Raw genomic sequence first — 26,160 nt, 5'->3', positions numbered from 1 at the left:
TTGCTCATTGTTTCTGACCGATCAGGTTGAGGACGGCATCCGCCGCCTGATTGGAAGCATCCAGCCGCAGGGTGCGGTGGATCTCGTCGAAGCCTCGGGTCTGCTCTTCGCCGCCTTCGATCAATGGCAACAGTGTCTGGGCCAGGGCCTCGACTGTCGCATCATCCTGCAACAATTCCGGCACCAACAGACGCTGGGCCAGCAGGTTCGGCAGCGACACGTACGGGCTCTTGACCATGCGCTTGAGAATCCAGAAGGTCAGCGGTGCCAGGCGATACGCGACGACCATTGGCCGCTTGTACAGCAACGCTTCCAGCGTCGCCGTGCCCGAAGCGATCAGCACCGCGTTACACGCCGCCAAGGCCAGATGCGACTTGCCGTCGAGCAGGGTTACTGGCAAGTCGCGGCCAACCAGCAACTCTTCGAGCTGAGCGCGACGCTCGGCATTGGCGCACGGGATGACGAAGCGCAGCCCGGGGCGCATGGCCCGCAGACGCTCGGCCGTATCCAGGAACAGCGCACCGAGACGGCCGACTTCGCCACCGCGACTGCCGGGCATCAATGCCACCAGCGGCCCGTCGGGCAAGCCGAGTTCGGCACGCGCTGCGGCGCGATCGGCCTGCAGCGGAATGGTATCGGCCAGCGTATGACCGACGAACCGCACCGGCACGCCCTTCTCTTCGTAGAATTTTGCTTCAAACGGCAACAGGGTGAGCATCAGATCGCAGCCTTCGCGAATCTTCAGCACACGCTTCTGGCGCCACGCCCACACCGAAGGGCTGACGTAATGCACGGTCTTGATCCCGGCCTGACGCAGCTTGAGTTCGATGTTGAGGTTGAAATCGGGAGCGTCGATGCCGATGAACACATCCGGTTTCTCGGCGATCAGCGTGGCGATCAGGTCCTTGCGGCGCTTGAGCAATTCGCGCAGCCGCCCAAGGACTTCCACCAGCCCCATGACCGACAGACGTTCCATGGGGAAATAAGACGTCAGGCCCTCGGCCTGCATCAACGGACCGCCGACACCGATGAACTCGACTGCCGGATGTTGAGCCTTGAGGGCGCGCATGAGGCCGGCGCCCAGAATGTCGCCGGAAGCTTCGCCCGCCACCAGCGCAATACGCAGACTGGCCATGATCAGCGGGTGATGCCGCGAGTCGACGACTGGATCGAGTCACGAAACAGCGCAACTTCCGGGAACTGCGCAGCAGGTTCGGCCAATTCGGCCAACGCTTGCTCCACGGTCAGGCCCTGGCGATACACGGTCTTATAAGCGCGGCGCAGCGCGTGAATCGCGTCTTCGCTGAAACCACGACGGCGCATGCCTTCGAAGTTCATGCTGCGCGCTTCGGCCGGGTTGCCGAACACGGTGACGAACGCCGGAACGTCCTTGCCGATGGCAGTGCCCATGCCGGAAAAACTGTGGGCGCCGATGTGGCAGTACTGATGCACCAGGGTGAAACCGGAAAGGATCGCCCAATCGTCAACGTGCACATGCCCGGCCAACGCGGTGTTGTTGACCAGGATGCAGTGGTTGCCGATGACGCTGTCATGCCCGATGTGGGCATAGGCCATGATCAGGTTGTGATCGCCCAGCGTGGTTTCCGAACGGTCCTGCACGGTGCCACGGTGAATCGTCACGCCTTCGCGAATGACGTTGTGATCACCGATCACCAGACGGGTTTCTTCGCCTTTGTACTTCAGATCCGGCGTGTCTTCGCCTACCGAGGAAAACTGGTAGATGCGGTTGTGCTTGCCGATGCGGGTCGGGCCTTTGAGGACCACATGCGGTCCGATCACAGTACCCTCGCCGATTTCCACACCTGCGCCGACGATCGACCACGGGCCGACCTCGACGCCATCAGCCAGAACGGCCGACGGATCGATGATTGCGCGAGGGTCAATCAAACTCATAGCTTGCGTTCCGCACAGATGATTTCAGCCGAGCAGACTGGCTTGCCGTCGACCGAAGCCTGGCATTCGAATTTCCAGATCTGGCGCTTGCAGCTGATGAACTTGGCTTCCAGGATCAGCTGGTCACCCGGCAGCACCGGCTGACGGAAACGCAGCTTGTCGGAACCGACGAAGTAGTAAAGGGTGCCATCGGCCGGTTTCACGTCGAGCATTTTGAAACCGAGAATCCCGGCAGCCTGGGCCATCGCTTCGATGATCAGTACGCCCGGCATGATCGGGTGCGCCGGGAAGTGGCCGTTGAAGAATGGCTCATTGATGCTGACATTCTTGTAGGCGCGAATGCGCTTGCCTTCAGTGTCCAGTTCCACCACCCGGTCCACCAGCAGGAACGGGTAACGGTGAGGCAGGTATTCGCGAATCTCGTTGATGTCCATCATTTCGGGGGGAAGCCTATGTAAAGATTGGGAGCGCGACTGACGCGCACTCCTCTAGCAAATCAAGGAGGCAGTCTAGAGGCTGTGCACACTTGATATGGAAATGGTATCAGCCATCAGATGAAGCATTGCTGCCGGGGGTCACTTCTCCGACGCGCTTTTCCAGCTGCTTCAAACGTCGCGCGAGGTCATCGAGCTGACGGATGCGGGCCGCGCTTTTGCGCCATTCGGCCGCCGGTTGCATGGCTGTGCCGGAAGAATAGGCGCCTGGCTCGGTAATCGAGTGGGTCACCATGGTCATCCCGGTCAGGAAAACGTTGTCGCAAATATCGATGTGCCCCACCAGGCCGACACCACCGGCGAGCATGCAGTGCTTGCCGATTTTGGTGCTGCCGGAGATACCGACACAGGCCGCCATGGCGGTGTGATCACCGACCTGGACGTTGTGCGCGATCTGGATCTGGTTGTCGAGTTTCACGCCGTTGCCGATCACGGTATCCGCCAGCGCGCCACGGTCGATGGCAGTGTTCACGCCGATCTCGACATCGTCGCCGATGGTCACGCCGCCGATCTGGGCGATCTTTTGCCAGATACCTTTCTCGTTGGCAAAACCGAAGCCTTCACCACCGAGAACGGCACCGGACTGGATCACTACACGCTTGCCGATGCGCACGTCGTGGTACAGCGTCACCCGAGGAGCGAGCCAGCCGCCCTCGCCGATTTCACTGCGGGCACCGATGACGCAATGGGCGCCCAGGGTGACCTGCGCACCGATGCGCGCACCGGCCTCGATCACCACAAACGGACCGATGCTGGCGCTTGGATCAACCACCGCATCCGGTGCAATCACCGCCGTGGGATGAACACCCGCAGTGGCTTTCGGTTTGGGATCGAACAGATGGGAGATACGGGCGTAAGCCAGATAAGGATCCGGCACCACCAGCGCGTTACCGGCAAAACCTTCGGCGTCGGCTTCCTTGAGCAATAGCGCAGCCGCCTGGGAACTTGCCAGGTATTTACGGTATTGAGGATTTGCCAGAAAGCTCAACTGAGCTGGGCCAGCCTCCTGCAAGGTGGCTAGCCCAGTAATTTGCTTCTCGGGGTCGCCACGCAGGGTGGCGCCGAGGAACTCGGCCAACTGGCCGAGCTTGATAGTCACGGTCATGGGTTACTTCAGCTGATTCATGCGCTCGATAACCTGGCGCGTGATGTCGTACTGAGGTTTGACATCGATCACTGCGCCACGCTCGAACACCAGGTCAAAACCACCTTTTTTGATGACTTCTTCCACTGCGCTATCCAGTTTCGGCTTCAGTTGCTTGAGCATTTCGCGGTCGGCAACTGCCTTGGCTTCGTTCAGCTCCTTGGACTGAAACTGGAAGTCACGGGCCTTTTGCTTGAATTCCAGCTCCAGACGCTCACGCTCGCCCTGCTGCATCTTGTCGCCACCGGCCATCAGACGGTCCTGAATGCCCTTGGCGCTGCTTTCCAGCGTCTTGAGCTTGGTCAGTTGCGGACCGAACTTCTTCTCGGCATCCACGGCGTATTTCTTGGCCGCATCGGATTCCAGCAATGCCATCTGATAGTTCAGAACGGCGATTTTCATGTCGGCGAACGCCGGGCCTGCCACCAGTACGGAGGCCAAGAGAACCAATTGAGTCAACTTACGCACGATGCACTCCTACAAAATCCATTGTCGTTATCTTGGGTCAGACGCTTAGAACGTCTGGCCGAGGGAGAATTGGAACACTTGAGTTTCAGCGTCATCCGGTTTCTTGATCGGCATGGCCAACGCGAAGCTCAAAGGCCCCAGTGCGGTTACCCACGTCACGCCCACACCGACGGAACTGGCCATGTTGCTCAGGCTGATGTCGTTGCACTGAGTGTTGGCTTTTGTACCGTCAGCGTTGCTGGTCGACTTGCAAGTCGAATCGAACACGTTACCCACATCCCAGAATACCGAGGTGCGCAGGGAGCGTTGATCTTTCACGAACGGCAGCGGGAACAGGACTTCAACACCACCCTGAATCAATACGTTGCCACCGAACGGCAGTGGATCCTGATCCGGGTCGGCGATAGTGCCAACATTACCAGTCTTGTCGAAACCGCGACTCGGGGTACTGCGAGGACCCAGCGTACTGTCCTTGAAGCCACGTACCGAGTTGAAACCACCAGCATAGTAGTTTTCATAGAACGGCAAGCCGTCGGTCGAACCATAACCGTCGCCATAACCCAGTTCGGTGTGCAGACGCAGGGTGTAGTTTTCGGTGATCGGCTGGAACAACTGACCACGGTAGTCGAGTTTGTAGAACGACAGGTCGCTGCCCGGGATCGTGGTTTCCAGCGTCAGGCTCTGCGAACGGCCACGGGTCGGCAGCACGCCCTTGTTCAGGGTCGACTCGGACCAGCCGGCCGAAGCCTTGAAGTTCAGGTAGTTGTCGCCTTCCTTGTTAACGAAGTCGAAAATCTCGTCAACGGTGTATTGACCGGTCTTGATCTTGTCCTGCTGAGCGGACAGACCGAAGGTCAGACGCGAAGTCTCGCTGATCGGGTAGCCAACGTTGACGCCGGCACCCAGGCTGTCGACCGCATAGCTCGCTACGTCGACGTCGAGGTCTTTGTAGTCGGTGGTGCGATAGAACGCGTTGTAACCCAGGCTCACGCCATCGGCGGTCCAGTAGGGGTCAACGTAGCCGAAGTTGTAGCGACTCTGGTATTCGCTGCGAGTAAGGCCCACGCTCACACGGTTACCGGTACCGAGGAAGTTGTTCTGGGTGATCGAACCACCGAGGATCAGACCGGCACTCTGCGCGAAACCGACACTGGCAGTGATCGAACCGGAAGCTTGTTCTTCAACGGCGTAGTTCACGTCAACCTGGTCGTCGACACCCGGTACAGCCGGCGTTTCAACGTTCACTTCCTTGAAGAAGCCCAGACGCTCCAGACGGGTCTTGGACTGGTCGATCAGGTAGGTAGAAGCCCAGCCACCTTCCATCTGACGCATTTCACGACGCAGCACTTCGTCCTCGGACTTGGTGTTGCCACGGAAGTTGATGCGATTGACGTAGGCACGCTTGCCCGGATCGACGGCGAACAGGATGTCCACAGTGTGATCGTCGTCATGCGGCTGAGGTACGCCGTTGACGTTGGCGAAGGTGTAACCCTCGTTACCCAGACGGCGGGTGATCAGTTCGGAGGTGGTGGTCATCAGCTTGCGCGAGAACACCTGGCCTTTCTGCACCAGCAACAGCGACTTGACCTGGTCTTCAGGCACTTTCAGGTCACCGCTGAGCTTGACGTCACGAACGGTGTACTTCTCGCCTTCGGTGATGTTGACGGTGATGTAGACGTGCTTCTTGTCCGGGGTGATGGACACCTGGGTCGAAGCGATATCCATGTTGATGTAGCCACGGTCCAGGTAGTAGGAACGCAGGCGCTCCAGGTCACCGGAGAGTTTTTCACGGGCGTACTTGTCGTCGTTCTTGAAGAACGACAGCCAGTTGGTGGTTTTCAGCTCGAACAGGTCGATCAGATCGTCATCAGGGAAGACCGTGTTACCCACCACGTTGATGTGCTGGATGGCCGCCACGGTGCCTTCGTTGATCTTCACTTTCAGCGCGACGCGGTTGCGCGGCTGCGAGACCACTTCGGTGTCGACGGTCGCCGAGTAACGGCCTTGGGCAACGTACTGACGTTGCAGCTCGTTACGGACACCTTCGAGGGTGGCGCGCTGGAAGATTTCACCTTCGGACAGACCGGACTGCTTGAGGCCCTTCATCAGGTCTTCGGTGGAGATCGCCTTGTTGCCTTCGATCTCGATACTGGCGACCGACGGACGTTCGACGACCGTGATCACCAGAACGTTGCCTTCGCGGCCCAGCTGGATATCTTGAAAGAAACCGGTTTTGAACAACGCACGAGTGGATTCCACCAGGCGACGATCATCCGCCTGCTCGCCGACGTTCAACGGCAAGGCACCAAAGACGCTACCCGCGGAGACCCGCTGGAGGCCATTGACGCGAATATCAGAGATAGTGAAGGACTCGGCGTGAACTTCGGCGATCATCAATACGGTGAGAACCGCAGTTAGCAGCAGACGTTTCATGAAGTCCTTTCTTATTCCAACTGGCAATAAACAAACTGCCGCAAAATGCGGCAGATTCGCAATTCAGCGAAGCTTTACAGTCGACCCAGATCATTGACCAGAGCAAGCAACATCACTCCGACCACCAAACTGATACCGATCTGCACCCCCCAACCTTGCACCCGATCCGACAAGGGGCGACCACGCACCCACTCAATCAGATAAAACAACAAATGCCCCCCATCCAGTACAGGAATGGGCAGCAAATTCAGAACCCCCAGGCTAATACTCAGATAAGCAAGGAAATTCAGGAAATCAGCAACGCCCGACTGGGCAGAAGCGCCCGCCACTTTAGCAATGGTTATCGGCCCACTCAAGTTTTTTACCGAGAGCTCGCCAAACAGCATTTTCTTCAGTGAGTCCAGCGTCAGGATGCTCATGGTCCAGGTACGCCGGGCACCCTCGCCAATTGCGGCCAACGGGCCATAACTGACCTCGCGGATCATTTCCGGCGGCCAGTCCACTGCTTTCACGCCAGCACCCAGATAACCGCTCGGCGCCTTGCTTTCGCCACGCGCAGCCAAGGTCACCGGGACGTCGATTTGAGCACCGTCGCGATCGACGCGCAGCAAGATTTTGGTATCAGGACGCGTACGAACGGTATCGACCACTTGCTGCCAGTCACCCAGCGCCTGGCCATCGAGCGACAACAGGCGGTCGCCGGTTTTCAGACCAGCGGCCTGCGCCGGACCTTTTGGATCGAGCTCGGCCAGCACCGGCGGCAAGGCCGGGCGCCATGGGCGAATACCCAGCGAGCGAATCGGATCGGGTTCATCAGCCCCTTTGAGCCAGTGATCCAGCGCCAGTTCGCGCGGCGTGTCAGCGGTAGAGCCCTGCTCTCGCACGAGCAATTGCAGGGAACCGCTTTCCCCAAGACGACGGACCAGCTGCAAATTGACGGCCGCCCAGCCGGAAGTCGGCTCGCCATCGATGGCGACGATCTCCTGACCGGCATTCAAACCGGCCTTGGCCGCGATGCTGCCGGACTCGACGGCACCGATGACCGGACGGATCTGCTCACTGCCGAGCATCGCCAGCACCCAGAAAAACACCAGGGCCAGCAGGAAGTTGGCGATCGGTCCCGCCGCGACAATAGCGATGCGCTGCCGAACCGATTTGCGATTGAAGGACTGATGAAGCTGATCGGCTGGCACCTCGCCTTCACGCTCATCGAGCATTTTGACGTAGCCACCCAGCGGAATCGCGGCGACAACAAATTCAGTGCCCTGCTTGTCGTGCCAGCGCAGCAGGGGCATGCCGAAGCCTACGGAAAAACGCAAAACCTTGACGCCACAACGACGCGCGACCCAGAAGTGGCCGAATTCGTGAAAGGTGACCAGTACACCCAAAGCGATCAGGGTGCCGGCAATCATATAGAGCGCGCTCATCTACTTTCTCCGCAATCCTGTTCAGTGCCGCGTGACGCCATGGTTCTGCAACGGCTATCGGCCGTGACGATCAAGCCATTGTTCCGCCAGAATCCGCGCTTTCGCGTCTGCGGTAAACACCGCATCCAGATCCTCAAGCGCAACCACTGGCTCGAGGTTCAGCACGTCCTCGATGATACTCGCGATTTCCAGATAACCAACGCGTCCGTCGAGAAACGCCGCGACTGCCACTTCGTTGGCCGCATTGAGCATGGCCGGTGCGCTGTTGCCGGTTTCCGCCGCCTGTCGCGCCAGGCGCAGGCAGGGGAAGCGCTGCTCGTCCGGTGCCTCGAAATCCAGGCGCGCAACGGCAAACAGATCCAGCGGCGCCACACCCGAGTCGATCCGCTCAGGCCAGGCCAATGCGTTGGCAATCGGCGTGCGCATGTCAGGGTTGCCCAACTGTGCCAATACCGAGCCATCCACATAGTCGACCAGCGAGTGAATCACACTCTGCGGATGAATCACCACCTCCACCTGCGACGGCTTGGCATCGAACAGCCAGCAGGCCTCGATCAACTCCAGGCCCTTGTTCATCATGCTGGCCGAGTCCACCGAAATCTTGCGACCCATCGACCAGTTCGGGTGCGCACACGCCTGATCAGGCGAAACATGCGCCAGCTCGCTCATCGGCGTCTGCCGGAAAGGACCGCCCGAAGCCGTCAGCAGAATCCGCCGCACGCCGACCGCACCCAGTCCACGGGCAAAATCCTGCGGCATGCACTGGAAGATCGCGTTGTGTTCGCTGTCGATCGGCAGCAACACCGAACCGCTCTTGTGCACGGCCTGCATGAACAGCGCGCCAGACATCACCAGCGCCTCTTTGTTGGCCAGGAGAATTTTCTTCCCGGCCTGCACCGCCGCCAGCGTCGGGCGCAGGCCCGCGGCGCCGACAATGGCCGCCATCACAGCATCGACTTCAGGGGCGGAGGCAACCTGGCACAGGCCCTCCTCGCCGACCAATACACGAGTGGACAGACCGGCAGCCCGCAAGTCGTCCTGCAGACCACGCGCCGCCGCCACTTCAGGCACTACCGCGAATTGAGGCACATGGCGAACGCACAAGGCGAGCAACTCGCTCAGGCGCGTGAAACCGCTCAGGGCGAAAACCTGATAACGCTCGGGATGCCGAGCGATAACGTCGAGGGTGCTCAGGCCAATCGAACCGGTAGCCCCCAGAACAGTGATCTGTTGCGGGCGGCTCACGGTGCAGCCATCCACAGCAGTACGGCAAAAATCGGGATCGCAGCGGTCAGGCTGTCGATGCGATCAAGCACACCGCCATGACCGGGCAGCAGGTTGCTGCTGTCCTTGATGCCGGACTGGCGCTTGAACATACTTTCGGTTAGGTCGCCCACCACCGAAATGAACACGATCAACGCAGCGCCGATCAAGCCCTTGAGCAGTTCGGCCACGGTCCAGTCACGCACCAGGCCGACGATCGCGGTGATCACCAGACTCAGCGCCAGACCACCATAAACGCCTTCCCAGCTCTTACCCGGGCTGACTTGCGGCGCCAGCTTGCGCTTGCCGAAAGCACGGCCGGAGAAGTAAGCACCGATGTCGGCACCCCAGACCAGCACCATCACCGCCATGATCAGCCAGTTACCCAGCGGGTACTGTTTGATCTGCACCAGCCCTTGCCAGGCCGGCAACAGGATCAGCAAGCCGATCACCAGTTTGGTGGCCGCCGTAGACCAGTGCTCGCTCGAGCGCGGGTACGTCAGCACCAGGTACGTCGCTACCGCCCACCACAACACCGAAGCGCCCAACACCCAAGGGGCGAGGCCCGGCAGGACGTACATGACGAACAGCATCAGCGCGACGACAGCGGCATAGCCGACACGGAACGACTGTGCGGTAAAGCCAGCCAGGCGCGCCCATTCCCAGGCGCCCAGACTTACGACCAGACCGATGAACAGCGCGAAACCGGAGCCTTCGAGCAGGAAAAACCCGCACAGGGCGATCGGCAGCAGGATCAGCGCAGTGATGATTCGTTGTTTAAGCATTAAACCCGGGCTCCAGCTTCAACCTGTTCGCTCGTTTTACCGAAGCGACGCTGGCGTGAAGCGAAATCGGCCAGCGCAGTGCGCATGGCTTCGTGTTTGAAGTCCGGCCAGAACAGGTCGGAGAAGTACAACTCGGCATACGCCAGTTGCCACAGCAGGAAGTTGCTGATGCGGTGCTCGCCACCGGTGCGGATGCACAGGTCCGGCAGCGGCAGATCACCGGTGGCCAGACAGGTTTGCAGCAGATCCGGGGTGATGTCCTCCGGACGCAGATGCCCGGCCTGGACTTCACGCGCCAGACGCTGCGCCGCCTGGGCAATATCCCACTGACCGCCGTAGTTGGCGGCGATCTGCAGGATGAAACGGTTGGCACCGGCGGTCATGGCTTCCGCTTCGCGCATCGCTGCCTGAAGCTCAGGATGGAAACGCGAGCGATCGCCAATGATGCGCAAGCTGATGTTGTTGTCGTTCAGACGCTTGGCCTCACGACGCAGCGCCTTGAAGAACAAATCCATCAAGGCACTGACTTCATCGGCCGGGCGCTGCCAGTTTTCACTGGAAAAGGCGAACAGGGTGAGCACTTCGACCTTGGCCTCGGCGCACACCTCGATCACTGCCCGCACAGCATCCACGCCGGCCTTATGCCCGGCGACACCCGGCATAAAGCGTTTTTTCGCCCAGCGATTATTGCCATCCATGATGATCGCGACATGGCGCGGCACCGCGGACGGCGCAGACTGCTTGGTCTTGTCCATTAAAAGCTCGACCCTTATACGGCCATCAGGTCTTTTTCTTTCTCGTCCGTGGCCTTGGTGATCTGGGCCTCGGATTCTTTGGTCAGCTTATCGATATCAGCGATGGCACGACGCTCTTCGTCTTCACTGATTTCCTTGTCCTTGACCAGCTTTTTAAGCTCACCCAATGCGTCACGACGAATGTTGCGCACGGCAACGCGCGCGTCTTCCGCTGCGCTACGAGCCTGCTTGGTGAAGCCCTTGCGCGTTTCCTCGGTGAGGGCAGGCATCGGGATCAAAAGCAACTCACCCAGGTTGGTCGGATTGAGGTTCAGACCGGCGCTCTGGATCGCCTTGTCGACGGCAGCGAGCATATTGCGCTCGAAGGCCACGACTTGCAGGGTACGCGAATCTTTCACGGTGACGTTGGCCACGCTGCTCAGCGGGGTGTCAGTGCCGTAATAAGGCACCATGACGCTGCCGAGGATGCTCGGGTGAGCCTTGCCGGTACGAATCTGGCCGAACGCGTGGTTCAGAGATTCCAGGGATTTCTGCATACGCGCTTGGGCGTCTTTCTTGATTTCGTTGATCATTGTTGGCCTTCCTCGATCAAAGTCCCTTCAGCGCCGCCGTGCACAATGTTCAGCAGGGCGCCGGGCTTGTTCATGTTGAATACGCGCAGCGGCATCTTGTGATCGCGGCACAGGCAGATAGCAGTCAGATCCATTACACCCAGCTTGCGATCCAGCACTTCATCATAAGTCAGATGATCGAACTTCTCGGCATGCGGGTCTTTGAACGGGTCTGCGGTGTAAACGCCATCAACCTTGGTCGCTTTCAGCACGACGTCGGCATCGATTTCGATGGCACGCAGGCAGGCTGCCGAATCCGTGGTAAAGAACGGATTACCGGTACCGGCGGCGAAGATCACCACGTCCTTGGAGTTCAGGTGGCGCATGGCTTTGCGGCGATCATAGTGATCGGTCACGCCAACCATGGAAATGGCCGACATCACGATGGCCGAGATATTGGCACGTTCCAGCGCATCGCGCATGGCCAGGGCGTTCATCACAGTGGCCAGCATGCCCATGTGGTCGCCTGTCACCCGATCCATGCCAGCCTTGCTCAAGGCCTCGCCACGGAACAGGTTGCCACCGCCGATCACCAGACCGACCTGTACGCCGATGCCGACCAGTTGGCCGACTTCCAGCGCCATCCGATCCAGCACTTTTGGATCGATCCCGAACTCTTCCGAGCCCATCAGGGCCTCGCCGCTAAGCTTGAGTAGAATGCGTTTATAGCGAGCCTGATAACCACTGCCCTGCTGAGCCATTGCGAATCTCTCCTGCGGCGTATTTAAAAAATTCTGTGCAAGCTGTTTTACAGCTGCCGTTCACTCTAGCTTGGCGCTGCTTCAGCGCCATCGGAACCTGGCTTTGTAAGTCAGTTCCCAGTGGAAACCAATTAAAAAATGGTAACCCCATCTGAAAAGAGGCTGCGCGCGTGAGCGGGCAGCCTCTTTCGGGCGACAGTTGAAAAACCGTCTTATTGCTTGGCGGCAGCCAGCTGGGCAGCAACTTCTTCAGCGAAGTTGTCGACCGGCTTCTCGATGCCTTCGCCTACTTTGAAGTAGGTGAAGGAAACGATTTCTGCGCCGCCTTTCTTGGCCAGCTCGCCAACCTTGATTTCAGGGTTCTTGACGAACGCCTGCTCAACCAGGCTTGCTTCTGCCAGGAACTTGCTGATACGGCCTTTGACCATGTTCTCAACAATGTTTTCTGGCTTGCCTTTGATCTTCTCTTCGTTCAGCTGCAGGAACACAGCTTTTTCACGCTCGATCGCTTCAGCCGAAACTTGCGAAGGCAGCAGGAACTCAGGGTTGCTGGCAGCTACGTGCATCGCGATGTCTTTGGCCAGCTCGACGTCACCGCCTTTCAGAGCCACAACCACGCCGATCTTGTTGCCGTGCAGGTAAGAACCGACAACGTCACCTTCGATACGGGCCAGACGACGGATGTTGACGTTCTCGCCTACTTTGGCAACCAGTGCTTCGCGAGCAGCTTCTTGCGAAGCGATCAGCGGAGCAGCGTCGGTCAGCTTGTCAGCGAAAGCTTTTTCAACGCTGGCAGCGACAAAGTTTTTGAAGTCGTCTTGCAGGGCCAGGAAGTCGGTCTGCGAGTTCACTTCCAGGATAACGGCAGCTTTACCGTCGTCCTTGATTGCGATTGCGCCTTCAGCGGCAACGTTGCCAGCCTTTTTCGCAGCCTTGATCGCGCCCGAAGCACGCATGTCATCAATGGCTTTTTCGATGTCGCCGTCAGCCTTTTCCAGGGCTTTCTTGCAGTCCATCATGCCTTCGCCGGTACGCTCGCGCAGTTCTTTAACCAACGCTGCAGTAATTGCTGCCATTTTCAAATTCCTCTTGGATAGGTTTTCAACCATTCCACCCGATCGAACGGGCGTTCAATTCTTCCCGAAACACCTTGTAGCTGCTGCACGTTACAAATGCAGGAGGTGCGCTGCCACAAGTGGGCGCCAACAAACGGTTTTCGAGGTGGCAAAAAGGGGGCCAAGCCCCCTTTTTGCTTACTGAGTCAACGCCAGGGCGTCGATTACTCAGCTGCAGCCTGAGTTTCTTCAGCTGCGAATTCAACAGTGCCGCCAGCAACATTGTTGCGACCACGGATCACTGCGTCAGCCATCGAACCCATGTACAGCTGGATAGCGCGGATTGCGTCATCGTTGCCTGGGATGATGTAGTCAACGCCTTCCGGGCTGCTGTTGGTATCGACAACGCCGATGACCGGGATGCCCAGCTTGTTGGCTTCGGTGATCGCGATGCGCTCGTGGTCAACGTCGATCACGAACAGTGCGTCTGGCAGACCGCCCATGTCCTTGATGCCGCCCAGCGAACGATCCAGCTTTTCCAGGTCACGGGAGCGCATCAGCGCTTCTTTCTTGGTCAGCTTGGCGAAGGTACCGTCTTCGGCTTGAACTTCAAGGTCACGCAGACGCTTGATGGAAGCACGAATGGTTTTGAAGTTGGTCAGCATGCCGCCCAACCAGCGGTGATCGACGTACGGCGAACCGCAACGTGCTGCTTCTTCAGCAACGATCTTGCCAGCGGAACGCTTGGTGCCGACGAACAGAATCTTGTTTTTGCCCTGGGCCAGACGCTCTACGAAAGTCAGAGCTTCGTTGAACATTGGCAGGGTTTTTTCAAGGTTGATGATGTGAATCTTGTTACGCGCGCCGAAAATGTACTTACCCATTTTCGGATTCCAGTAACGGGTTTGGTGACCGAAGTGCACACCGGCCTTCAGCATATCGCGCATGTTGACTTGGGACATGATAGTTCCTTAATAAGTCGGGTTTGGCCTCCACGTATCCCAATGACCAACCAGTGGCATAAAGCCAAAAGCACCCAGGTCATCGTGTCGACACGTGTGTGGATTTAAGCTTTTCGGGGTATCCCCGGAAAGCGGCGCATTTTATACCACAGGGTGCACAGAAACGGAACCCGGAATCTGCAATCGCGCCAGGGACATGGGCGCAGCCCCCTTGGAATCGCCTACAAGCGCACCATTGTATAGACAGACGCGATGCACGCAGGCGCGGATTTGCTCCTTTCGTCTGGTAGAATCGCGTTTTTCAGGGTCGCAAATCCCACACCTGCCACCCTATCCGTATCAGCAAGCGCCGCCGAGCGCAGAGAGAGCCTGTATGACCGTCAACCTCAAAACCCCCGAGGACATCGCTGGCATGCGTGTCGCCGGCAAACTGGCCGCCGATGTGCTGGAAATGATTGCCGAACACGTCAAACCGGGCGTGACCACCGATCAACTGAACCAGATCTGCCACGACTACATCGTCAACGTGCAGCAGGCCATCCCTGCCCCGCTCAACTACAAAGGCTACCCGAAGTCGATCTGCACCTCGATCAATCACGTCGTCTGCCACGGCATCCCGAATGACAAGCCGCTGAAGAATGGCGACACGCTGAACATCGACGTCACCGTGATCAAGGACGGCTACCACGGCGACACCAGCCGCATGTTCCACGTTGGCGAAGTGCCGGTCTGGGCCGAACGCCTATCGCAGGTCACTCAGGAATGCATGTACAAGGCGATCGAAATCGTCAAACCTGGCTGCCGCCTCGGCGACATCGGTGAGATCATCCAGAAGCACGCGGAAAAGAACGGCTTCTCGGTGGTTCGCGAGTTCTGCGGCCACGGCATCGGCAAGGTGTTCCACGAAGAGCCGCAGATCCTGCATTACGGTCGCGCCGGCACCGGCATGGAACTGAAGGCCGGCATGACCTTCACCATCGAACCGATGATCAACCAGGGCAAGGCCGACACCAAGGTACTGGGCGACGGCTGGACCGCCATCACCAAGGACCGCAAACTCTCGGCGCAGTGGGAACACACCCTGCTGGTGACCGACACTGGCTACGAGATTTTCACCCTGCGCGCCGATGACACCATCCCGCGCGTCTCGGCCTGATCCCAAGAACGCTCCCAGCCTTATAGAAGGAAAGCCAATCGATGCCGCAGGTGGATCCCGAACTCTTCGACCGCGGCCAGTTCCAGGCTGAACTGGCCCTGAAAGCGAGTCCCATCGCGGCGTTCAAGAAGGCGATCCGCCAGGCGCGCGAGGTCCTCGACACGCGTTTTCGCAGCGGCCGCGACATCCGCCGACTGATCGAAGACCGTGCATGGTTCGTCGACAACATCCTGCAAAAAGCCTGGGAGCAGTTCAACTGGAGCGAAGACGCCGATATCGCGCTGGTCGCGGTCGGCGGCTACGGCCGGGGTGAGTTGCACCCCTATTCCGACATCGACCTGCTGATCCTGCTGGACAGCGCCGATCACGAAGTCTTCCGCGATTCCATCGAGCGCTTTCTGACGCTGCTGTGGGACATCGGTCTGGAAGTCGGTCAGAGCGTACGCTCGGTCGACGAATGCGCCGAAGAGGCCCGCGCCGACCTGACAGTGGTCACCAACCTGATGGAAAGCCGCACCATCTGCGGCCCCGAACGCCTGCGCCAGCGCATGCTCGATGTCACCAGCACCGCGCACATGTGGCCGGCCAAGGAGTTTTTCCTGGCCAAACGCGCCGAACAAAAGGCCCGTCACCACAAGTACAACGACACCGAATACAACCTGGAACCCAACGTCAAAGGCTCGCCCGGTGGCCTGCGGGATATCCAGACGATTCTGTGGGTGGCCCGGCGTCAGTACGGCACCCTGAACCTGCGCGCCCTCGCCGGTGAAGGTTTCCTGGTCGAGAGCGAAAACGCCCTGTTGGCGTCGTCCCAGGAACTCCTCTGGAAAGTGCGTTACGCCCTGCACATGCTCGCCGGGCGCTCGGAAGACCGCCTCTTGTTCGATCATCAACGGACCATCGCCGGCCTGCTCGGTTTTGAAGGCGACGACGCCAAACAGGCCGTCGAAAACTTCATGCAGCAGTACTTCCGCGTGGTCATGAGCATCGCCCAACTCAGCGACCTGATCATCCAGCATTTCGAGGAAGTCATCCTCGCCCCGGAAGACGAAGCGCCGCCGCAACCGATCAACTCGCGCTTCCAGCTGCACGACGGCTACATCGAAGCACGCAACGACAACGTATTCCGCCGCACGCCGTTCGCCATGCTCGAGATCTTCGTGCTGATGGCCCAGCAACCGGAAATCAAAGGCGTGCGCGCTGACACCATTCGTCTGCTGCGCGAGAACCGGCACCTGATCGACGACAACTTCCGCAACGATATCCGCAACACCAGCCTGTTCATCGAGCTGTTCAAGTGCAAGATCGGTGTACACCGCAACCTGCGCCGGATGAACCGTTACGGCATCCTCGGGCGCTATCTGCCGGAGTTCGGTTTCATCGTCGGGCAGATGCAGCACGACCTGTTCCACATCTATACGGTCGATGCGCACACGCTGAACCTGATCAAGCACCTGCGTAAGTTGCAGTACACCCAGGTGTCGGAAAAATTCCCGTTGGCCGCCAAGCTAATGGCCAAATTGCCCAAGCCCGAACTGATCTACATGGCCGGCCTGTATCACGACATCGGCAAGGGCCGGCATGGCGACCACTCCGACATCGGCGCGGTCGATGCCGAAGCGTTCTGCCAGCGCCATCAGTTGCCGCTGTGGGACAGCCGCCTGATCGTCTGGCTGGTGCAGAACCATCTGGTGATGTCGACCACCGCGCAGCGCAAGGATCTGTCCGATCCACAGGTGATCCACGACTTCGCGCAGATCGTCAGCGACGAAACCCGTCTGGATTACCTGTATGTGCTTACCGTGGCCGACATCAACGCGACCAACCCGACGCTTTGGAATTCGTGGCGCGCCAGCCTGCTGCGCCAGCTCTACACCGAGACCAAACGCGCTCTGCGCCGTGGCCTGGAAAACCCGGTGGATCGCGAAGAGCAGATCCGCCAGACCCAGAGTGCGGCGCTGGACATCCTGGTGCGCGGTGGCACTGATCCGGACGATGTCGAGCAGTTGTGGGCACAGTTGGGCGATGACTATTTCCTGCGTCACACAGCCGGCGATGTGGCCTGGCACAGTGACGCGATCCTGCAGCAGCCGGCCGATGGCGGTCCGCTGGTGCTGATCAAGGAAACCACCCAGCGCGAGTTCGAGGGCGGCACGCAGATCTTCATCTACGCCCCGGACCAGCACGACTTCTTCGCCGTAACCGTGGCCGCGATGGACCAGCTCAACCTGAACATTCACGACGCCCGGGTCATCACTTCGAGCAGCCAGTTCACCCTCGACACCTACATCGTGCTCGACACCGACGGCGACTCGATCGGCGACAACCCGGCGCGGGTCAAACAGATTCGCGACGGCCTGACCGACGCCCTGCGTAACCCCGACGACTACCCGACGATCATCCAACGCCGGGTGCCGCGCCAGCTCAAGCACTTCGCCTTCGCGCCGCAGGTGACGATCCACAACGACGCCCAGCGTCCGGTGACAGTGCTGGAACTGACGGCACCGGATCGCCCGGGCCTGCTGGCACGGATCGGCGGGATCTTCCTCGAGTTCGACCTGTCGCTGCAGAACGCCAAGATTGCGACCTTGGGCGAACGCGTGGAAGACGTGTTCTTCATCACCGACGCCCACAACCAGCCGCTCTCCGACCCGCTGCTGTGCAGTCGCCTGCAGGACGCAATCGTCGAGCAACTGAGCGTCAATCAGGAACCGGATATCAAGCTTTCGCGCATCAGTATTTGATCCAGCAATTCCCCCCTGTGGGAGCGGGCTTGCTCGCGAAAGCGGTGTGTCAGGCAACACATCATTCACTGACACACCGCTTTCGCGAGCAAGCCCGCTCCCACATTGAACGAGGCCCCCATGAACAACGCTCTGAACCAGCTCCAGCCCTACCCGTTCGAAAAGCTCCGCGCCCTGCTCGGCACCGTGACCCCGAACCCGGACAAACGCCCGATCGCCCTGTCGATCGGCGAACCGAAACATCGTTCGCCAAGCTTTGTCGCCGAAGCGCTGGCGAACAATCTGGATCAGATGGCGGTGTATCCGACCACCCTCGGCATCCCGGCCCTGCGCGAAGCCATCGCCGGCTGGTGCGAACGTCGTTTTGGCGTACCGAGCGGCTGGATCGATCCGGCGCGCAATGTGCTGCCGGTCAACGGTACCCGCGAAGCGCTGTTCGCTTTCACCCAGACCGTGGTCAACCGTGGCGACGATGCACTGGTGGTCAGCCCGAACCCGTTCTATCAGATCTACGAAGGCGCAGCGTTCCTCGCCGGGGCCAAGCCGCACTACCTGCCTTGCCTGGACGAAAACGGCTTCAACCCGGATTTCGACGCCGTGTCACCGGACATCTGGAAACACTGCCAGATCCTGTTCCTGTGCTCGCCAGGCAACCCGACCGGCGCTTTGATCCCGGTTGATGTACTGAAAAAACTCATCGCCCTGGCCGACGAATACGACTTTGTGATCGCCGCCGACGAGTGCTACAGCGAACTGTACTTTGACGAACAGACCCCGCCGCCGGGCCTGCTCAGCGCCTGCGTCGAACTGGGCCGCAAGGACTTCAAGCGTTGCGTGGTGTTCCACAGCCTGTCCAAGCGCTCCAACCTGCCGGGCCTGCGCTCCGGGTTCGTCGCCGGTGACGCGGATATCCTCAAGGGTTTCCTGCTGTACCGCACCTACCACGGTTGCGCGATGCCGGTGCAAACCCAACTGGCCAGCGTTGCGGCGTGGAATGACGAAGTGCATGTACGCGCCAACCGTGCGCTGTACCGCGAGAAGTTCGACGCAGTGCTGGCAATTCTCAGCCCGGTGATGGACGTACAGCGTCCGGACGGCAGCTTCTACCTCTGGCCGAACGTGGCCGGTGACGATGCCGCATTCTGCCGCGACCTGTTCGAGCAGGAACATGTGACTGTCGTGCCAGGCTCGTATCTGTCGCGCGAGGTCGACGGCGTGAATCCGGGCGCCGGGCGCGTGCGCATGGCACTGGTTGCGCCTTTGGCTGAATGTGTTGAAGCTGCAGAACGGATCCGCGACTTCATCACCCGCCAACACTGAGTTTTTAATATCCGTGCCAGTCATCTGGCACGGACATACCCCTCAAGTTACATTTAAAACCACTTTACGACTACTCCAGACACTGCCCGAAGCTTAATCTCGCGCAGTGGTTTTTTGCATGCGCGAAACAACCAAAAAGACAAATCAAGGAGCAAGACAAAGCATGGACAACTTTCAATATTGCACGCTGCAAAAACCGGCTAAAGAACTCAAATCCAGCGCCCTTAACAACAGCCGAAAAAAACGCTCGTTGGTACACTACGACAAACTTTGGCCAAGCCGACACACTCTGAAAATAGCTTTCATGGATAACCCAACTCCGGAACACAAAGATAAAATCATTGCCGCCGCCGAAAAATGGCTTCCTTATATCAGTTTGAAGTTTGAGTTCGTTGAAGGCGTAGAGGGTGAGATCCGAATCGCCACCGAGGGTGTGGTGAACAGTTCATTTCTGGGTACCGATGCACTGGATATGTTTCCTGACACGCCAACCATGAACCTTGGCATCGACCCCGAACACGAAGACTTCGAGACGGTCGTCATCCACGAGTTTGGCCACGCACTCGGCGCGATGCACGAACACCAGCACCCCAAGGCGCAAATCCCCTGGAATAAAGAAAATGTTTACAACTACTACCAGAACAGACCGATGAATCCACTGTCGCGAGGCGAAGTTGACGACAATATATTTACGCCTTTTGACGATGCCGACGCGCTTTACTTGCCATACGATCGAAAATCCATCATGCACCATCCGGTTCCCAACAATTTGACGCTTGGCAATTGGGCGAATCCGATCAATCGCGAAATCAGTGATAAAGACAAACAGCTCATGCGGTTGATTTACCCACGTTGAATCACATCTTTACCGTGCCAGTTCTGTTGGCACGGTAACCCGTCATAAAATCGTACACATATCCAATTTACCTGTTCAGGCGCAGCAACTAGCATCCTTCATTCAAAGCGACTTTCCGGGAACAACAAGCAACCCGAGAAGTTAAATATGACGAACGAAAACATGGATGTTCAGTTATGCACTCAACCCGGCTTCAGCCAAACAAAAAAACCGAAACCACACGCACCTCCCGCAACATCAAATGCACTTCGGAGGTTCAGAAAAATGTGGGCTAAAAACAATCCGGCAAAATTCTGGACTCCCGGCAGCACTCTCCGCATCGCCTTCCTCAACGGTACGCAGGAATTCAAGGACGCGACCATTGCCGCTGCCAGCAACTGGTTGCCGCACATCAACTTGAAATTCGATTTCGTTGAAGGTGAAGTGGGCGACATCCGCATACTCAGTCAGGAAGGAACGTTTTCCTCCCGGATAGGTACGGATGCTCTGCTACACCCCGATGAGCCGACCATGACACTCTGGCCGCATCCACCCAGTCAGGCACGTTACTTCGCAGCCAATGTCATGCATGAGTTCGGTCACATGCTGGGCGCGGAGCATGAACAGACCAATCCCACGGCAGACATTCCCTGGGACAAACCAGCCATCTACGCACAATTTGGAATCACCGCCGACCCGGAAGAAGACGACTTCCAGGCGAGCGTGACGCGCAAACGCCTGCACGACTGGTACTTTGACCGCGGCAATCCCGACGAAAGCATTTATTCGGAATACGATCCAAAGTCGATCATGCACTATCGCATCAGCCAGTCCTGGACCATCGGAGACTTCCAGCTCTTCATCAATCTGGATCTCAGCGAAAAGGACAAAATCTTCATGGCGAACGCTTATCCCTTCTCCGCGAATGAGTGAGCGCATCAGGTCCGTGTCGGCTATTTGACCTGCCCCAGATTCGCTTCGCTTAAATCCAGGTCTGCCAAAACCTCGCGCAACACGTCATCACCGATCTGGTGCTGACGGCTGAGGCTATACAGCTCCAGGCGTTGCGCCCGCAACGCCTTCAAGCGCAATCGGCGTTCCAGCAGATCCATCTGGAACGCCAGCGCCTGGGCTTCGGCCGAATCATTGAACACGTCGAGCTGATGACGATACTCGGACATGATCCGCGCCTTGAGTTCCGCCGAGAGTGCGGCCTGCGCCGCATCCTGCGGGCCGACCTCTTCGGTTTCCAGCGCATGGATCGCCGCCTCGGCGGTCTTGCGCCAGGCGTCGCGCACTTCCTGGCGGCGCTTGTCGTCCGGGCTTTTCTCGATGCCGCGCAACAGCAACGGCAAGGCTATGCAGGCGCAAATCAGCGACAACAGAATCACCCCGGCGGCGATGAAGATCAGCAGATCACGCTCGGGGAACGCCTCGGCCCCCATCAACATCGGTACCGACATCACACCGGCCAGCGTCACCGCCCCGCGCACTCCGCCGACAGTCAGCAGCCAGCAGGATCGAGCGGTCGGCACTTGCGTCAGGTCGCCCTTGCCGCGCAGCCGTCGCAGCAGTACCGACAAACGCCAGATGCTCTGTACCCAGATAAAGCGCAATAGCACCAGTGCGAGGAAAATCGCCACCACGTCGAGGCCGCGATACATCAGCGTCGGCCACAACGTCGGTTCGTGGCTGACCACGGCCTTGATGATGTCCGGCAATTGCAGACCCAGCAGCAGGAAGATCAGGCCGTTGAAGGCAAATTCAAGCAGCGACCAGACGCTGCGATTGAGTAGCCGGGTGCTGGTCTGCCGCGGGAGCAGATCGAGCCAGCTCTGCATCATCCCCGCCGCGACAGCCGAAAGAATCCCCGAAGCGCCCAGGCGCTCGGCCAATACATAGGCGGCGAACGGCAGCAGCAACATGAACACCACGTGAGTGGCCGGATCGTCCCAGCCCCGGGCAATCATCCACGCGCGCAAGCGCCCGACCAGCCAGCTCAGCGCGACGCCGACGGCCAAGCCCCCGACCGCCACCAGTACGAACGTCAGGCTGGCATTGGCCAGCGAGAACACCCCGGTCACCGCCGCCACCAAGGCAAACTTGAACGTCACCAGACCCGAGGCATCGTTCATCAACGCCTCGCCTTGCAGGATGTGCATCAGCGGTGTCGGCAAGCGGTTCTGCGAGATCGCCGAGACCGCCACGGCGTCGGTCGGCGAGAGCACGGCGGCCAGCGCGAAGGCCACCGGCAGCGGAATGCTCGGCAACAGCCAGTGAATGAAGTACCCGGCGCCGACCACGGTGAACAGCACCAGGCCAACCGCCAGCGTCAGGATCGGCCCGCGCAGATGCCAGAACTCGCGTTTGGGCATGCGCCAACCGTCGGAAAACAGCAGCGGGGGCAGGAACAGAAACAGGAACAATTCGGGGTCCAGCGCGACGTGCAGGCCCAGTGTCGGCCAGGCCAGCAAGGCACCGGCGGCGATTTGCACGAGGGGCAGCGGCAGCGGGATGACCCGTCCGACCAGCCGGGAGACGCTGACCAGCATCAGCAGGATCAGGACGGTATAAGCGGTTTGCATAAAGCGGAAATCTCAGACAATCGACAGCGTTGAACTGCCATATTAGCCGCTTAGGATGCGTCTGGCGTTTGCACCTATGTCGCACTGCCCTTGTGGGAGCGAGCCTGCTCGCGAATGCGGCGTCTCCTTCAACAGAGATATTGCCTGTCATGGCCCCTTCGCGAGCAGGCTCGCTCCCACAGGTTTTGCAGCGTTACGACAACCGTGGCCGACGAAACCGTTTGGTCATGGCATAATCCGACACCATTTTTTTCCAGCACCTGTAAAGGGGGCGATTCCTTGACCGTTTCAAGTAAAACGTTGCACCTTTTCGGCATCAAAGCCTGCGACACCATGAAGAAGGCGCGCACCTGGCTCGATGAACACGCTGTCAGCTACGACTTCCACGATTACAAAACCGCCGGTATCGATCGTGAGCACCTGACCCAATGGTGTGACGAGCACGGCTGGCAAACGGTGTTGAACCGTGCAGGCACGACCTTTCGCAAACTCGACGACGAACGTAAAGCCGATCTCGACCAGTCGAAAGCCATCGAACTGATGCTCGCTCAACCCTCGATGATCAAGCGCCCGGTGCTCGATCTCGGTGACCGAACCCTGATTGGCTTCAAGCCAGACATCTACGCGGCCGCACTCAAGTAAGCAGCCCGTCACTTATTGCTAGAGGTATTCACATGTCCAACTCTCTGTTCAGCATCGCCTTTGGTGTCGGCACGCAAAACCGTCAAGGCGCCTGGCTGGAAGTGTTCTACGCTCAGCCACTGCTCAACCCGTCGGCCGAACTGGTCGCCGCTGTTGCGCCGATCCTCGGTTACACCGAAGGCAACCAGGCCATCACCTTCACCACTGCACAGGCTGCGCAACTGGCTGAAGCGGTCAAAGGCATCGACGCCGTTCAAGGCAAGCTGCTGACCCGTCTGGCCGAGAGCCACAAGCCGCTGGTTGCCACCCTGCTGGCCGAAGACGCACAGCTGACCTCGACGCCAGAGGCGTACCTCAAGCTGCACCTGCTGTCGCATCGTCTGGTCAAGCCACACGGCGTAAGCCTGGCCGGGATCTTCCCGCTGCTGCCGAACGTGGCCTGGACCAGCCAGGGTGCAATCGACCTGAGCGAACTGGCTGAACTGCAACTCGAAGCGCGTCTGCGCGGCGAACTGCTGGAAGTGTTCTCGGTGGACAAGTTCCCGAAAATGACCGACTACGTGGTGCCGGCCGGCGTGCGTATCGCTGACGCGGCACGTCTGCGTCTGGGCGCTTACGTGGGCGAAGGCACCACCGTAATGCACGAAGGCTTCATCAACTTCAACGCCGGCACCGAAGGCCCGGGCATGATCGAAGGCCGCGTTTCCGCTGGCGTATTCGTCGGCAAGGGTTCGGACCTGGGCGGCGGCTGCTCGACCATGGGCACCCTGTCGGGCGGCGGCAACATCGTGATCAAGGTGGGTGAAGGCTGCCTGATCGGCGCCAACGCCGGTATCGGTATCCCGTTGGGCGACCGCAACACCGTCGAGTCGGGCCTGTACGTGACCGCCGGCACCAAGGTGGCGCTGCTGGACGAGCACAACAACCTGGTCAAGGTTGTGAAGGCGCGTGAACTGGCCGGTCAGACTGACCTGCTGTTCCGTCGCAATTCGGAAACCGGTGCCGTGGAATGCAAAACCCACAAATCGGCGATCGAGCTGAACGAAGCGCTGCACGCTCACAACTAAGTGCCGCAGGCACTTGTGGGAGCGAGCCTGCTCGCGAAGGCGTCCTTGAGGTCGCAAAAAGCTTCGCGAGCAGGCTCGCTCCCACAGTGTCTTGTGTACACCCCGCCCAAGTTCACAGGGCTGAACAGATGATGATTCCCTCCCCCTGGCGCGCCGACTTTCCGGCCATCGCCGCCCTGCAACGGCAAGACCAGACCTATCTGGACAACGCCGCCACCACGCAAAAACCCCAGGCCCTGCTCGACGCACTGACGCATTACTACGCCAACGGCGCAGCCAATGTGCACCGTGCGCAGCATCTGCCCGGCGCGCACGCGACGCAGGCGTTCGAAGACAGTCGGCTCAAGGTTGCCCAGTGGCTGAATGCCGGTGACAGCGGGCAGATCATCTTCACCCATGGCGCCACCAGTGCGCTGAATCTCCTGGCCTATGGCCTGGAACATCTTTTCCACCCGGGCGATGAAATTGTCATCAGCGCCCTGGAGCATCACGCCAACCTGCTGCCGTGGCAGCAACTGGCACAGCGTCGCGAGCTGAAACTGGTGATCCTGCCGCTGGACGCCGACGGCGTGATCGACCTCGGCGCCGCTGTGCGTCTGATCACCCCGCGCACTCGCTTGCTGGCGGTCAGTCAGCTGTCCAACGTGCTCGGTGCCTGGCAACCGTTGCCGGCGCTGCTGGCGATGGCCAAGGCGCACAACGCGCTGACCGTGGTCGATGGCGCCCAGGGTGTGGTGCATGGTCGCCACGACGTGCAGGCGCTGGGTTGCGACTTTTATGTGTTTTCCAGCCACAAGCTGTATGGCCCCGACGGCCTCGGTGTGCTGTTCGGGCGCAACACCGCACTTGAGCAACTGCAGCCGTGGCAGTTCGGCGGCGAAATGGTGCTGGAAGCCAACTATCACGATGCACGCTTCCGCCCTGCCCCGCTGGGTTTCGAGGCGGGCACGCCGCCGATTGCCAGCGTGATCGGCCTCGGCGCAACCCTCGACTATTTGGCCGGGCTGGATCAGGACGCGGTGTCGGCCCACGAAGCGGCGCTGCACGCTTACCTGCTGCAAGGCCTGGCCGCGCGCAACGGCATTCGTCTGCTGGGCAAGCCGCAATTGGCGCTGGCGAGTTTCGTCGTCGAGGGCGTGCACAACGCCGATCTGGCGCACTTGCTGACCGAGCAAGGTATCGCCGTGCGCGCCGGGCATCACTGCGCCATGCCGTTGCTGAAAAGCTTCGAACTGGCCGGGGCTATTCGCGTGTCACTGGCGCTGTACAACGACTCGGAAGATCTCGAACGTTTCTTCGAGGCGCTGGATCAGGCCCTGGAGTTGCTGCGATGAGTCTGCCGCTCGCCGCCGCCGAAGCATTGTTGACCTTTCAGAACGCTGCCGGTTGGGAACAACGGGCGCGATTGCTGATGCAGTTTGGCGATCGTCTGCCGCCGCTGGATGACGCGGACAAATGTGAAGCCAATCGCGTGCATGGCTGTGAGAGCCAAATGTGGCTGGTGGGTGAGTTGCAGGACGGTCACTGGCAGTTCAGCGCTGCCAGCGATGCGCGGATGATTCGTGGGTTGGTGGCGTTGCTGCTGTTGCGGGTCAACGGCTTGAGCGCTGCCGAGTTGCGGCAGGTGGATTTGCCCGAGTGGTTCAATCAGCTGGGACTTTCGCGGCAGTTGTCGCCGTCGCGCAGTAATGGCTTGAATGCCGTGCTCCAGCGGATGAATGAGTTGGCTAAATAAAGCGGCTGCTTCGCAGCCATCGCGAGCAGGCTCACTCCTACAATTGGAATGCGTCCCCCTGTAG

The 26,160-nt window shown here is 59.4% G+C and carries 24 protein-coding genes; 9 read left to right on the top strand and 15 right to left on the bottom strand.

All coding sequences use genetic code 11. From position 1 onward, the window contains the following. Window positions 1-4: 4 nt before the first annotated feature. The 14 genes from lpxB to rpsB form a co-directional block, all read right to left on the bottom strand. Complete coding sequence (gene lpxB, locus AC3WMV_RS01470) at window positions 5-1,135, bottom strand: lipid-A-disaccharide synthase (RefSeq protein WP_027611035.1); 1,131 nt, start codon at window positions 1,133-1,135, stop codon at window positions 5-7. Window positions 1,136-1,137: 2 nt separating this feature from the next. Beyond that, a complete protein-coding gene (lpxA, locus tag AC3WMV_RS01465; RefSeq protein ID WP_007964278.1) occupies window positions 1,138-1,914 on the bottom strand; it encodes an acyl-ACP--UDP-N-acetylglucosamine O-acyltransferase in 777 nt (258 codons plus the stop codon). After that, window positions 1,911-2,351: a 3-hydroxyacyl-ACP dehydratase FabZ gene (fabZ, locus tag AC3WMV_RS01460; RefSeq protein ID WP_003222142.1), complete on the bottom strand. Its 441-nt coding sequence runs from the start codon at window positions 2,349-2,351 to the stop codon at window positions 1,911-1,913. Before fabZ ends, lpxA begins: the two co-directional genes overlap by 4 nt. 106 nt (window positions 2,352-2,457) lie before the next feature. Further along, the gene (gene lpxD, locus AC3WMV_RS01455) at window positions 2,458-3,513 is read right to left on the bottom strand and encodes a UDP-3-O-(3-hydroxymyristoyl)glucosamine N-acyltransferase (protein ID WP_027611033.1); all 1,056 of its coding nucleotides are present in this window, start codon (window positions 3,511-3,513) and stop codon (window positions 2,458-2,460) included. Between the two features lie 3 nt (window positions 3,514-3,516). After that, a complete protein-coding gene (locus AC3WMV_RS01450; RefSeq protein ID WP_003222140.1) occupies window positions 3,517-4,020 on the bottom strand; it encodes an OmpH/Skp family outer membrane protein in 504 nt (167 codons plus the stop codon). A 45-nt stretch (window positions 4,021-4,065) separates the two neighbouring features. After that, window positions 4,066-6,453 carry an outer membrane protein assembly factor BamA gene (bamA, locus tag AC3WMV_RS01445; RefSeq protein WP_027611032.1) on the bottom strand — a complete coding sequence of 796 codons (2,388 nt, stop codon included), beginning with the start codon at window positions 6,451-6,453 and terminating at the stop codon, window positions 4,066-4,068. A 74-nt stretch (window positions 6,454-6,527) separates the two neighbouring features. Then, window positions 6,528-7,880 (bottom strand): sigma E protease regulator RseP, encoded by a 1,353-nt coding sequence (rseP, locus tag AC3WMV_RS01440; RefSeq protein ID WP_103369681.1) that lies wholly within the window; start codon window positions 7,878-7,880, stop codon window positions 6,528-6,530. Between the two features lie 54 nt (window positions 7,881-7,934). Beyond that, complete coding sequence (ispC, locus tag AC3WMV_RS01435; protein WP_103369682.1) at window positions 7,935-9,125, bottom strand: 1-deoxy-D-xylulose-5-phosphate reductoisomerase; 1,191 nt, start codon at window positions 9,123-9,125, stop codon at window positions 7,935-7,937. Next, on the bottom strand, window positions 9,122-9,928 hold the full coding sequence (locus tag AC3WMV_RS01430; RefSeq protein ID WP_027611029.1) for a phosphatidate cytidylyltransferase: 807 nt from the start codon (window positions 9,926-9,928) through the stop codon (window positions 9,122-9,124). Before AC3WMV_RS01430 ends, ispC begins: the two co-directional genes overlap by 4 nt. Next, window positions 9,928-10,683 carry a polyprenyl diphosphate synthase gene (gene uppS, locus AC3WMV_RS01425; RefSeq protein WP_003222128.1) on the bottom strand — a complete coding sequence of 252 codons (756 nt, stop codon included), beginning with the start codon at window positions 10,681-10,683 and terminating at the stop codon, window positions 9,928-9,930. The genes AC3WMV_RS01430 and uppS overlap by 1 nt, the downstream gene beginning before the upstream one ends. Before the next feature lie 14 nt (window positions 10,684-10,697). After that, a complete protein-coding gene (gene frr / locus AC3WMV_RS01420; protein ID WP_047291868.1) occupies window positions 10,698-11,255 on the bottom strand; it encodes a ribosome recycling factor in 558 nt (185 codons plus the stop codon). Further along, complete coding sequence (pyrH, locus tag AC3WMV_RS01415) at window positions 11,252-11,995, bottom strand: UMP kinase (RefSeq protein WP_003222124.1); 744 nt, start codon at window positions 11,993-11,995, stop codon at window positions 11,252-11,254. Before pyrH ends, frr begins: the two co-directional genes overlap by 4 nt. A 212-nt stretch (window positions 11,996-12,207) precedes the next feature. Next, window positions 12,208-13,071 (bottom strand): translation elongation factor Ts, encoded by an 864-nt coding sequence (tsf, locus tag AC3WMV_RS01410; RefSeq protein ID WP_027611027.1) that lies wholly within the window; start codon window positions 13,069-13,071, stop codon window positions 12,208-12,210. A 203-nt stretch (window positions 13,072-13,274) separates the two neighbouring features. After that, the gene (gene rpsB / locus AC3WMV_RS01405; protein WP_003222119.1) at window positions 13,275-14,012 is read right to left on the bottom strand and encodes a 30S ribosomal protein S2; all 738 of its coding nucleotides are present in this window, start codon (window positions 14,010-14,012) and stop codon (window positions 13,275-13,277) included. A gap of 373 nt (window positions 14,013-14,385) precedes the next feature. On the opposite strand from rpsB, the gene map reads away from it, so the two are divergent. From map to AC3WMV_RS01380, 5 genes are all read left to right on the top strand, one after another. Further along, window positions 14,386-15,168, top strand: a complete 783-nt coding sequence (gene map / locus AC3WMV_RS01400) for a type I methionyl aminopeptidase (protein ID WP_007964271.1) — start codon at window positions 14,386-14,388, stop codon at window positions 15,166-15,168. Between the two features lie 41 nt (window positions 15,169-15,209). Continuing rightward, complete coding sequence (locus AC3WMV_RS01395; RefSeq protein ID WP_103369683.1) at window positions 15,210-17,912, top strand: [protein-PII] uridylyltransferase; 2,703 nt, start codon at window positions 15,210-15,212, stop codon at window positions 17,910-17,912. A 120-nt stretch (window positions 17,913-18,032) separates the two neighbouring features. Then, on the top strand, window positions 18,033-19,232 hold the full coding sequence (gene dapC, locus AC3WMV_RS01390; RefSeq protein ID WP_103368413.1) for a succinyldiaminopimelate transaminase: 1,200 nt from the start codon (window positions 18,033-18,035) through the stop codon (window positions 19,230-19,232). Window positions 19,233-19,395: 163 nt separating this feature from the next. Continuing rightward, a complete protein-coding gene (locus AC3WMV_RS01385) occupies window positions 19,396-20,088 on the top strand; it encodes a M12 family metallopeptidase (RefSeq protein WP_103368414.1) in 693 nt (230 codons plus the stop codon). A 147-nt stretch (window positions 20,089-20,235) separates the two neighbouring features. Continuing rightward, complete coding sequence (locus tag AC3WMV_RS01380) at window positions 20,236-21,000, top strand: zinc metalloprotease (RefSeq protein WP_256584957.1); 765 nt, start codon at window positions 20,236-20,238, stop codon at window positions 20,998-21,000. A gap of 20 nt (window positions 21,001-21,020) precedes the next feature. Here AC3WMV_RS01380 and AC3WMV_RS01375 read toward each other — a convergent pair whose 3' ends face one another. Beyond that, window positions 21,021-22,652 carry a Na+/H+ antiporter gene (locus tag AC3WMV_RS01375; protein ID WP_103368416.1) on the bottom strand — a complete coding sequence of 544 codons (1,632 nt, stop codon included), beginning with the start codon at window positions 22,650-22,652 and terminating at the stop codon, window positions 21,021-21,023. A 279-nt stretch (window positions 22,653-22,931) separates the two neighbouring features. Here AC3WMV_RS01375 and AC3WMV_RS01370 point away from each other — a divergent pair, with 279 nt between their 5' ends. The 4 genes from AC3WMV_RS01370 (at window position 22,932) to AC3WMV_RS01355 (ending at window position 26,096) form a co-directional block, all read left to right on the top strand. Next, a complete protein-coding gene (locus AC3WMV_RS01370) occupies window positions 22,932-23,294 on the top strand; it encodes an ArsC family reductase (protein ID WP_003222107.1) in 363 nt (120 codons plus the stop codon). Between the two features lie 32 nt (window positions 23,295-23,326). Then, the gene (dapD, locus tag AC3WMV_RS01365) at window positions 23,327-24,361 is read left to right on the top strand and encodes a 2,3,4,5-tetrahydropyridine-2,6-dicarboxylate N-succinyltransferase (protein ID WP_007954762.1); all 1,035 of its coding nucleotides are present in this window, start codon (window positions 23,327-23,329) and stop codon (window positions 24,359-24,361) included. Between the two features lie 128 nt (window positions 24,362-24,489). Next, window positions 24,490-25,695, top strand: a complete 1,206-nt coding sequence (locus tag AC3WMV_RS01360; RefSeq protein ID WP_103368417.1) for an aminotransferase class V-fold PLP-dependent enzyme — start codon at window positions 24,490-24,492, stop codon at window positions 25,693-25,695. Continuing rightward, the gene (locus AC3WMV_RS01355) at window positions 25,692-26,096 is read left to right on the top strand and encodes a SufE family protein (RefSeq protein ID WP_103368418.1); all 405 of its coding nucleotides are present in this window, start codon (window positions 25,692-25,694) and stop codon (window positions 26,094-26,096) included. Before AC3WMV_RS01360 ends, AC3WMV_RS01355 begins: the two co-directional genes overlap by 4 nt. The last annotated feature ends 64 nt before the right edge of the window (window positions 26,097-26,160 follow it).

This window comes from Pseudomonas sp. FW305-3-2-15-E-TSA4, assembly GCF_058787295.1.
The sequence above is the reverse complement of the archived record's forward strand: the minus strand, read 5'-3'. Positions and strand labels throughout refer to the sequence as shown.

Coding starts and splice junctions, on each gene's coding strand:
- AC3WMV_RS01395 (WP_103369683.1), top strand. CDS start 15,210: ATGCCGCAGGTGGATCCCGAACTCTTCGACCGCGGCCAGTTCCAGGCT.
- rseP (WP_103369681.1), bottom strand. CDS start 7,880: ATGAGCGCGCTCTATATGATTGCCGGCACCCTGATCGCTTTGGGTGTA.
- pyrH (WP_003222124.1), bottom strand. CDS start 11,995: ATGGCTCAGCAGGGCAGTGGTTATCAGGCTCGCTATAAACGCATTCTA.
- uppS (WP_003222128.1), bottom strand. CDS start 10,683: ATGGACAAGACCAAGCAGTCTGCGCCGTCCGCGGTGCCGCGCCATGTC.
- lpxD (WP_027611033.1), bottom strand. CDS start 3,513: ATGACCGTGACTATCAAGCTCGGCCAGTTGGCCGAGTTCCTCGGCGCC.
- rpsB (WP_003222119.1), bottom strand. CDS start 14,012: ATGTCCCAAGTCAACATGCGCGATATGCTGAAGGCCGGTGTGCACTTC.
- AC3WMV_RS01360 (WP_103368417.1), top strand. CDS start 24,490: ATGATGATTCCCTCCCCCTGGCGCGCCGACTTTCCGGCCATCGCCGCC.
- AC3WMV_RS01385 (WP_103368414.1), top strand. CDS start 19,396: ATGGACAACTTTCAATATTGCACGCTGCAAAAACCGGCTAAAGAACTC.
- frr (WP_047291868.1), bottom strand. CDS start 11,255: ATGATCAACGAAATCAAGAAAGACGCCCAAGCGCGTATGCAGAAATCC.
- AC3WMV_RS01430 (WP_027611029.1), bottom strand. CDS start 9,928: ATGCTTAAACAACGAATCATCACTGCGCTGATCCTGCTGCCGATCGCC.
- dapC (WP_103368413.1), top strand. CDS start 18,033: ATGAACAACGCTCTGAACCAGCTCCAGCCCTACCCGTTCGAAAAGCTC.
- bamA (WP_027611032.1), bottom strand. CDS start 6,453: ATGAAACGTCTGCTGCTAACTGCGGTTCTCACCGTATTGATGATCGCC.
- AC3WMV_RS01375 (WP_103368416.1), bottom strand. CDS start 22,652: ATGCAAACCGCTTATACCGTCCTGATCCTGCTGATGCTGGTCAGCGTC.
- tsf (WP_027611027.1), bottom strand. CDS start 13,071: ATGGCAGCAATTACTGCAGCGTTGGTTAAAGAACTGCGCGAGCGTACC.
- AC3WMV_RS01380 (WP_256584957.1), top strand. CDS start 20,236: ATGACGAACGAAAACATGGATGTTCAGTTATGCACTCAACCCGGCTTC.
- dapD (WP_007954762.1), top strand. CDS start 23,327: ATGTCCAACTCTCTGTTCAGCATCGCCTTTGGTGTCGGCACGCAAAAC.
- fabZ (WP_003222142.1), bottom strand. CDS start 2,351: ATGATGGACATCAACGAGATTCGCGAATACCTGCCTCACCGTTACCCG.
- AC3WMV_RS01355 (WP_103368418.1), top strand. CDS start 25,692: ATGAGTCTGCCGCTCGCCGCCGCCGAAGCATTGTTGACCTTTCAGAAC.
- map (WP_007964271.1), top strand. CDS start 14,386: ATGACCGTCAACCTCAAAACCCCCGAGGACATCGCTGGCATGCGTGTC.
- lpxA (WP_007964278.1), bottom strand. CDS start 1,914: ATGAGTTTGATTGACCCTCGCGCAATCATCGATCCGTCGGCCGTTCTG.
- lpxB (WP_027611035.1), bottom strand. CDS start 1,135: ATGGCCAGTCTGCGTATTGCGCTGGTGGCGGGCGAAGCTTCCGGCGAC.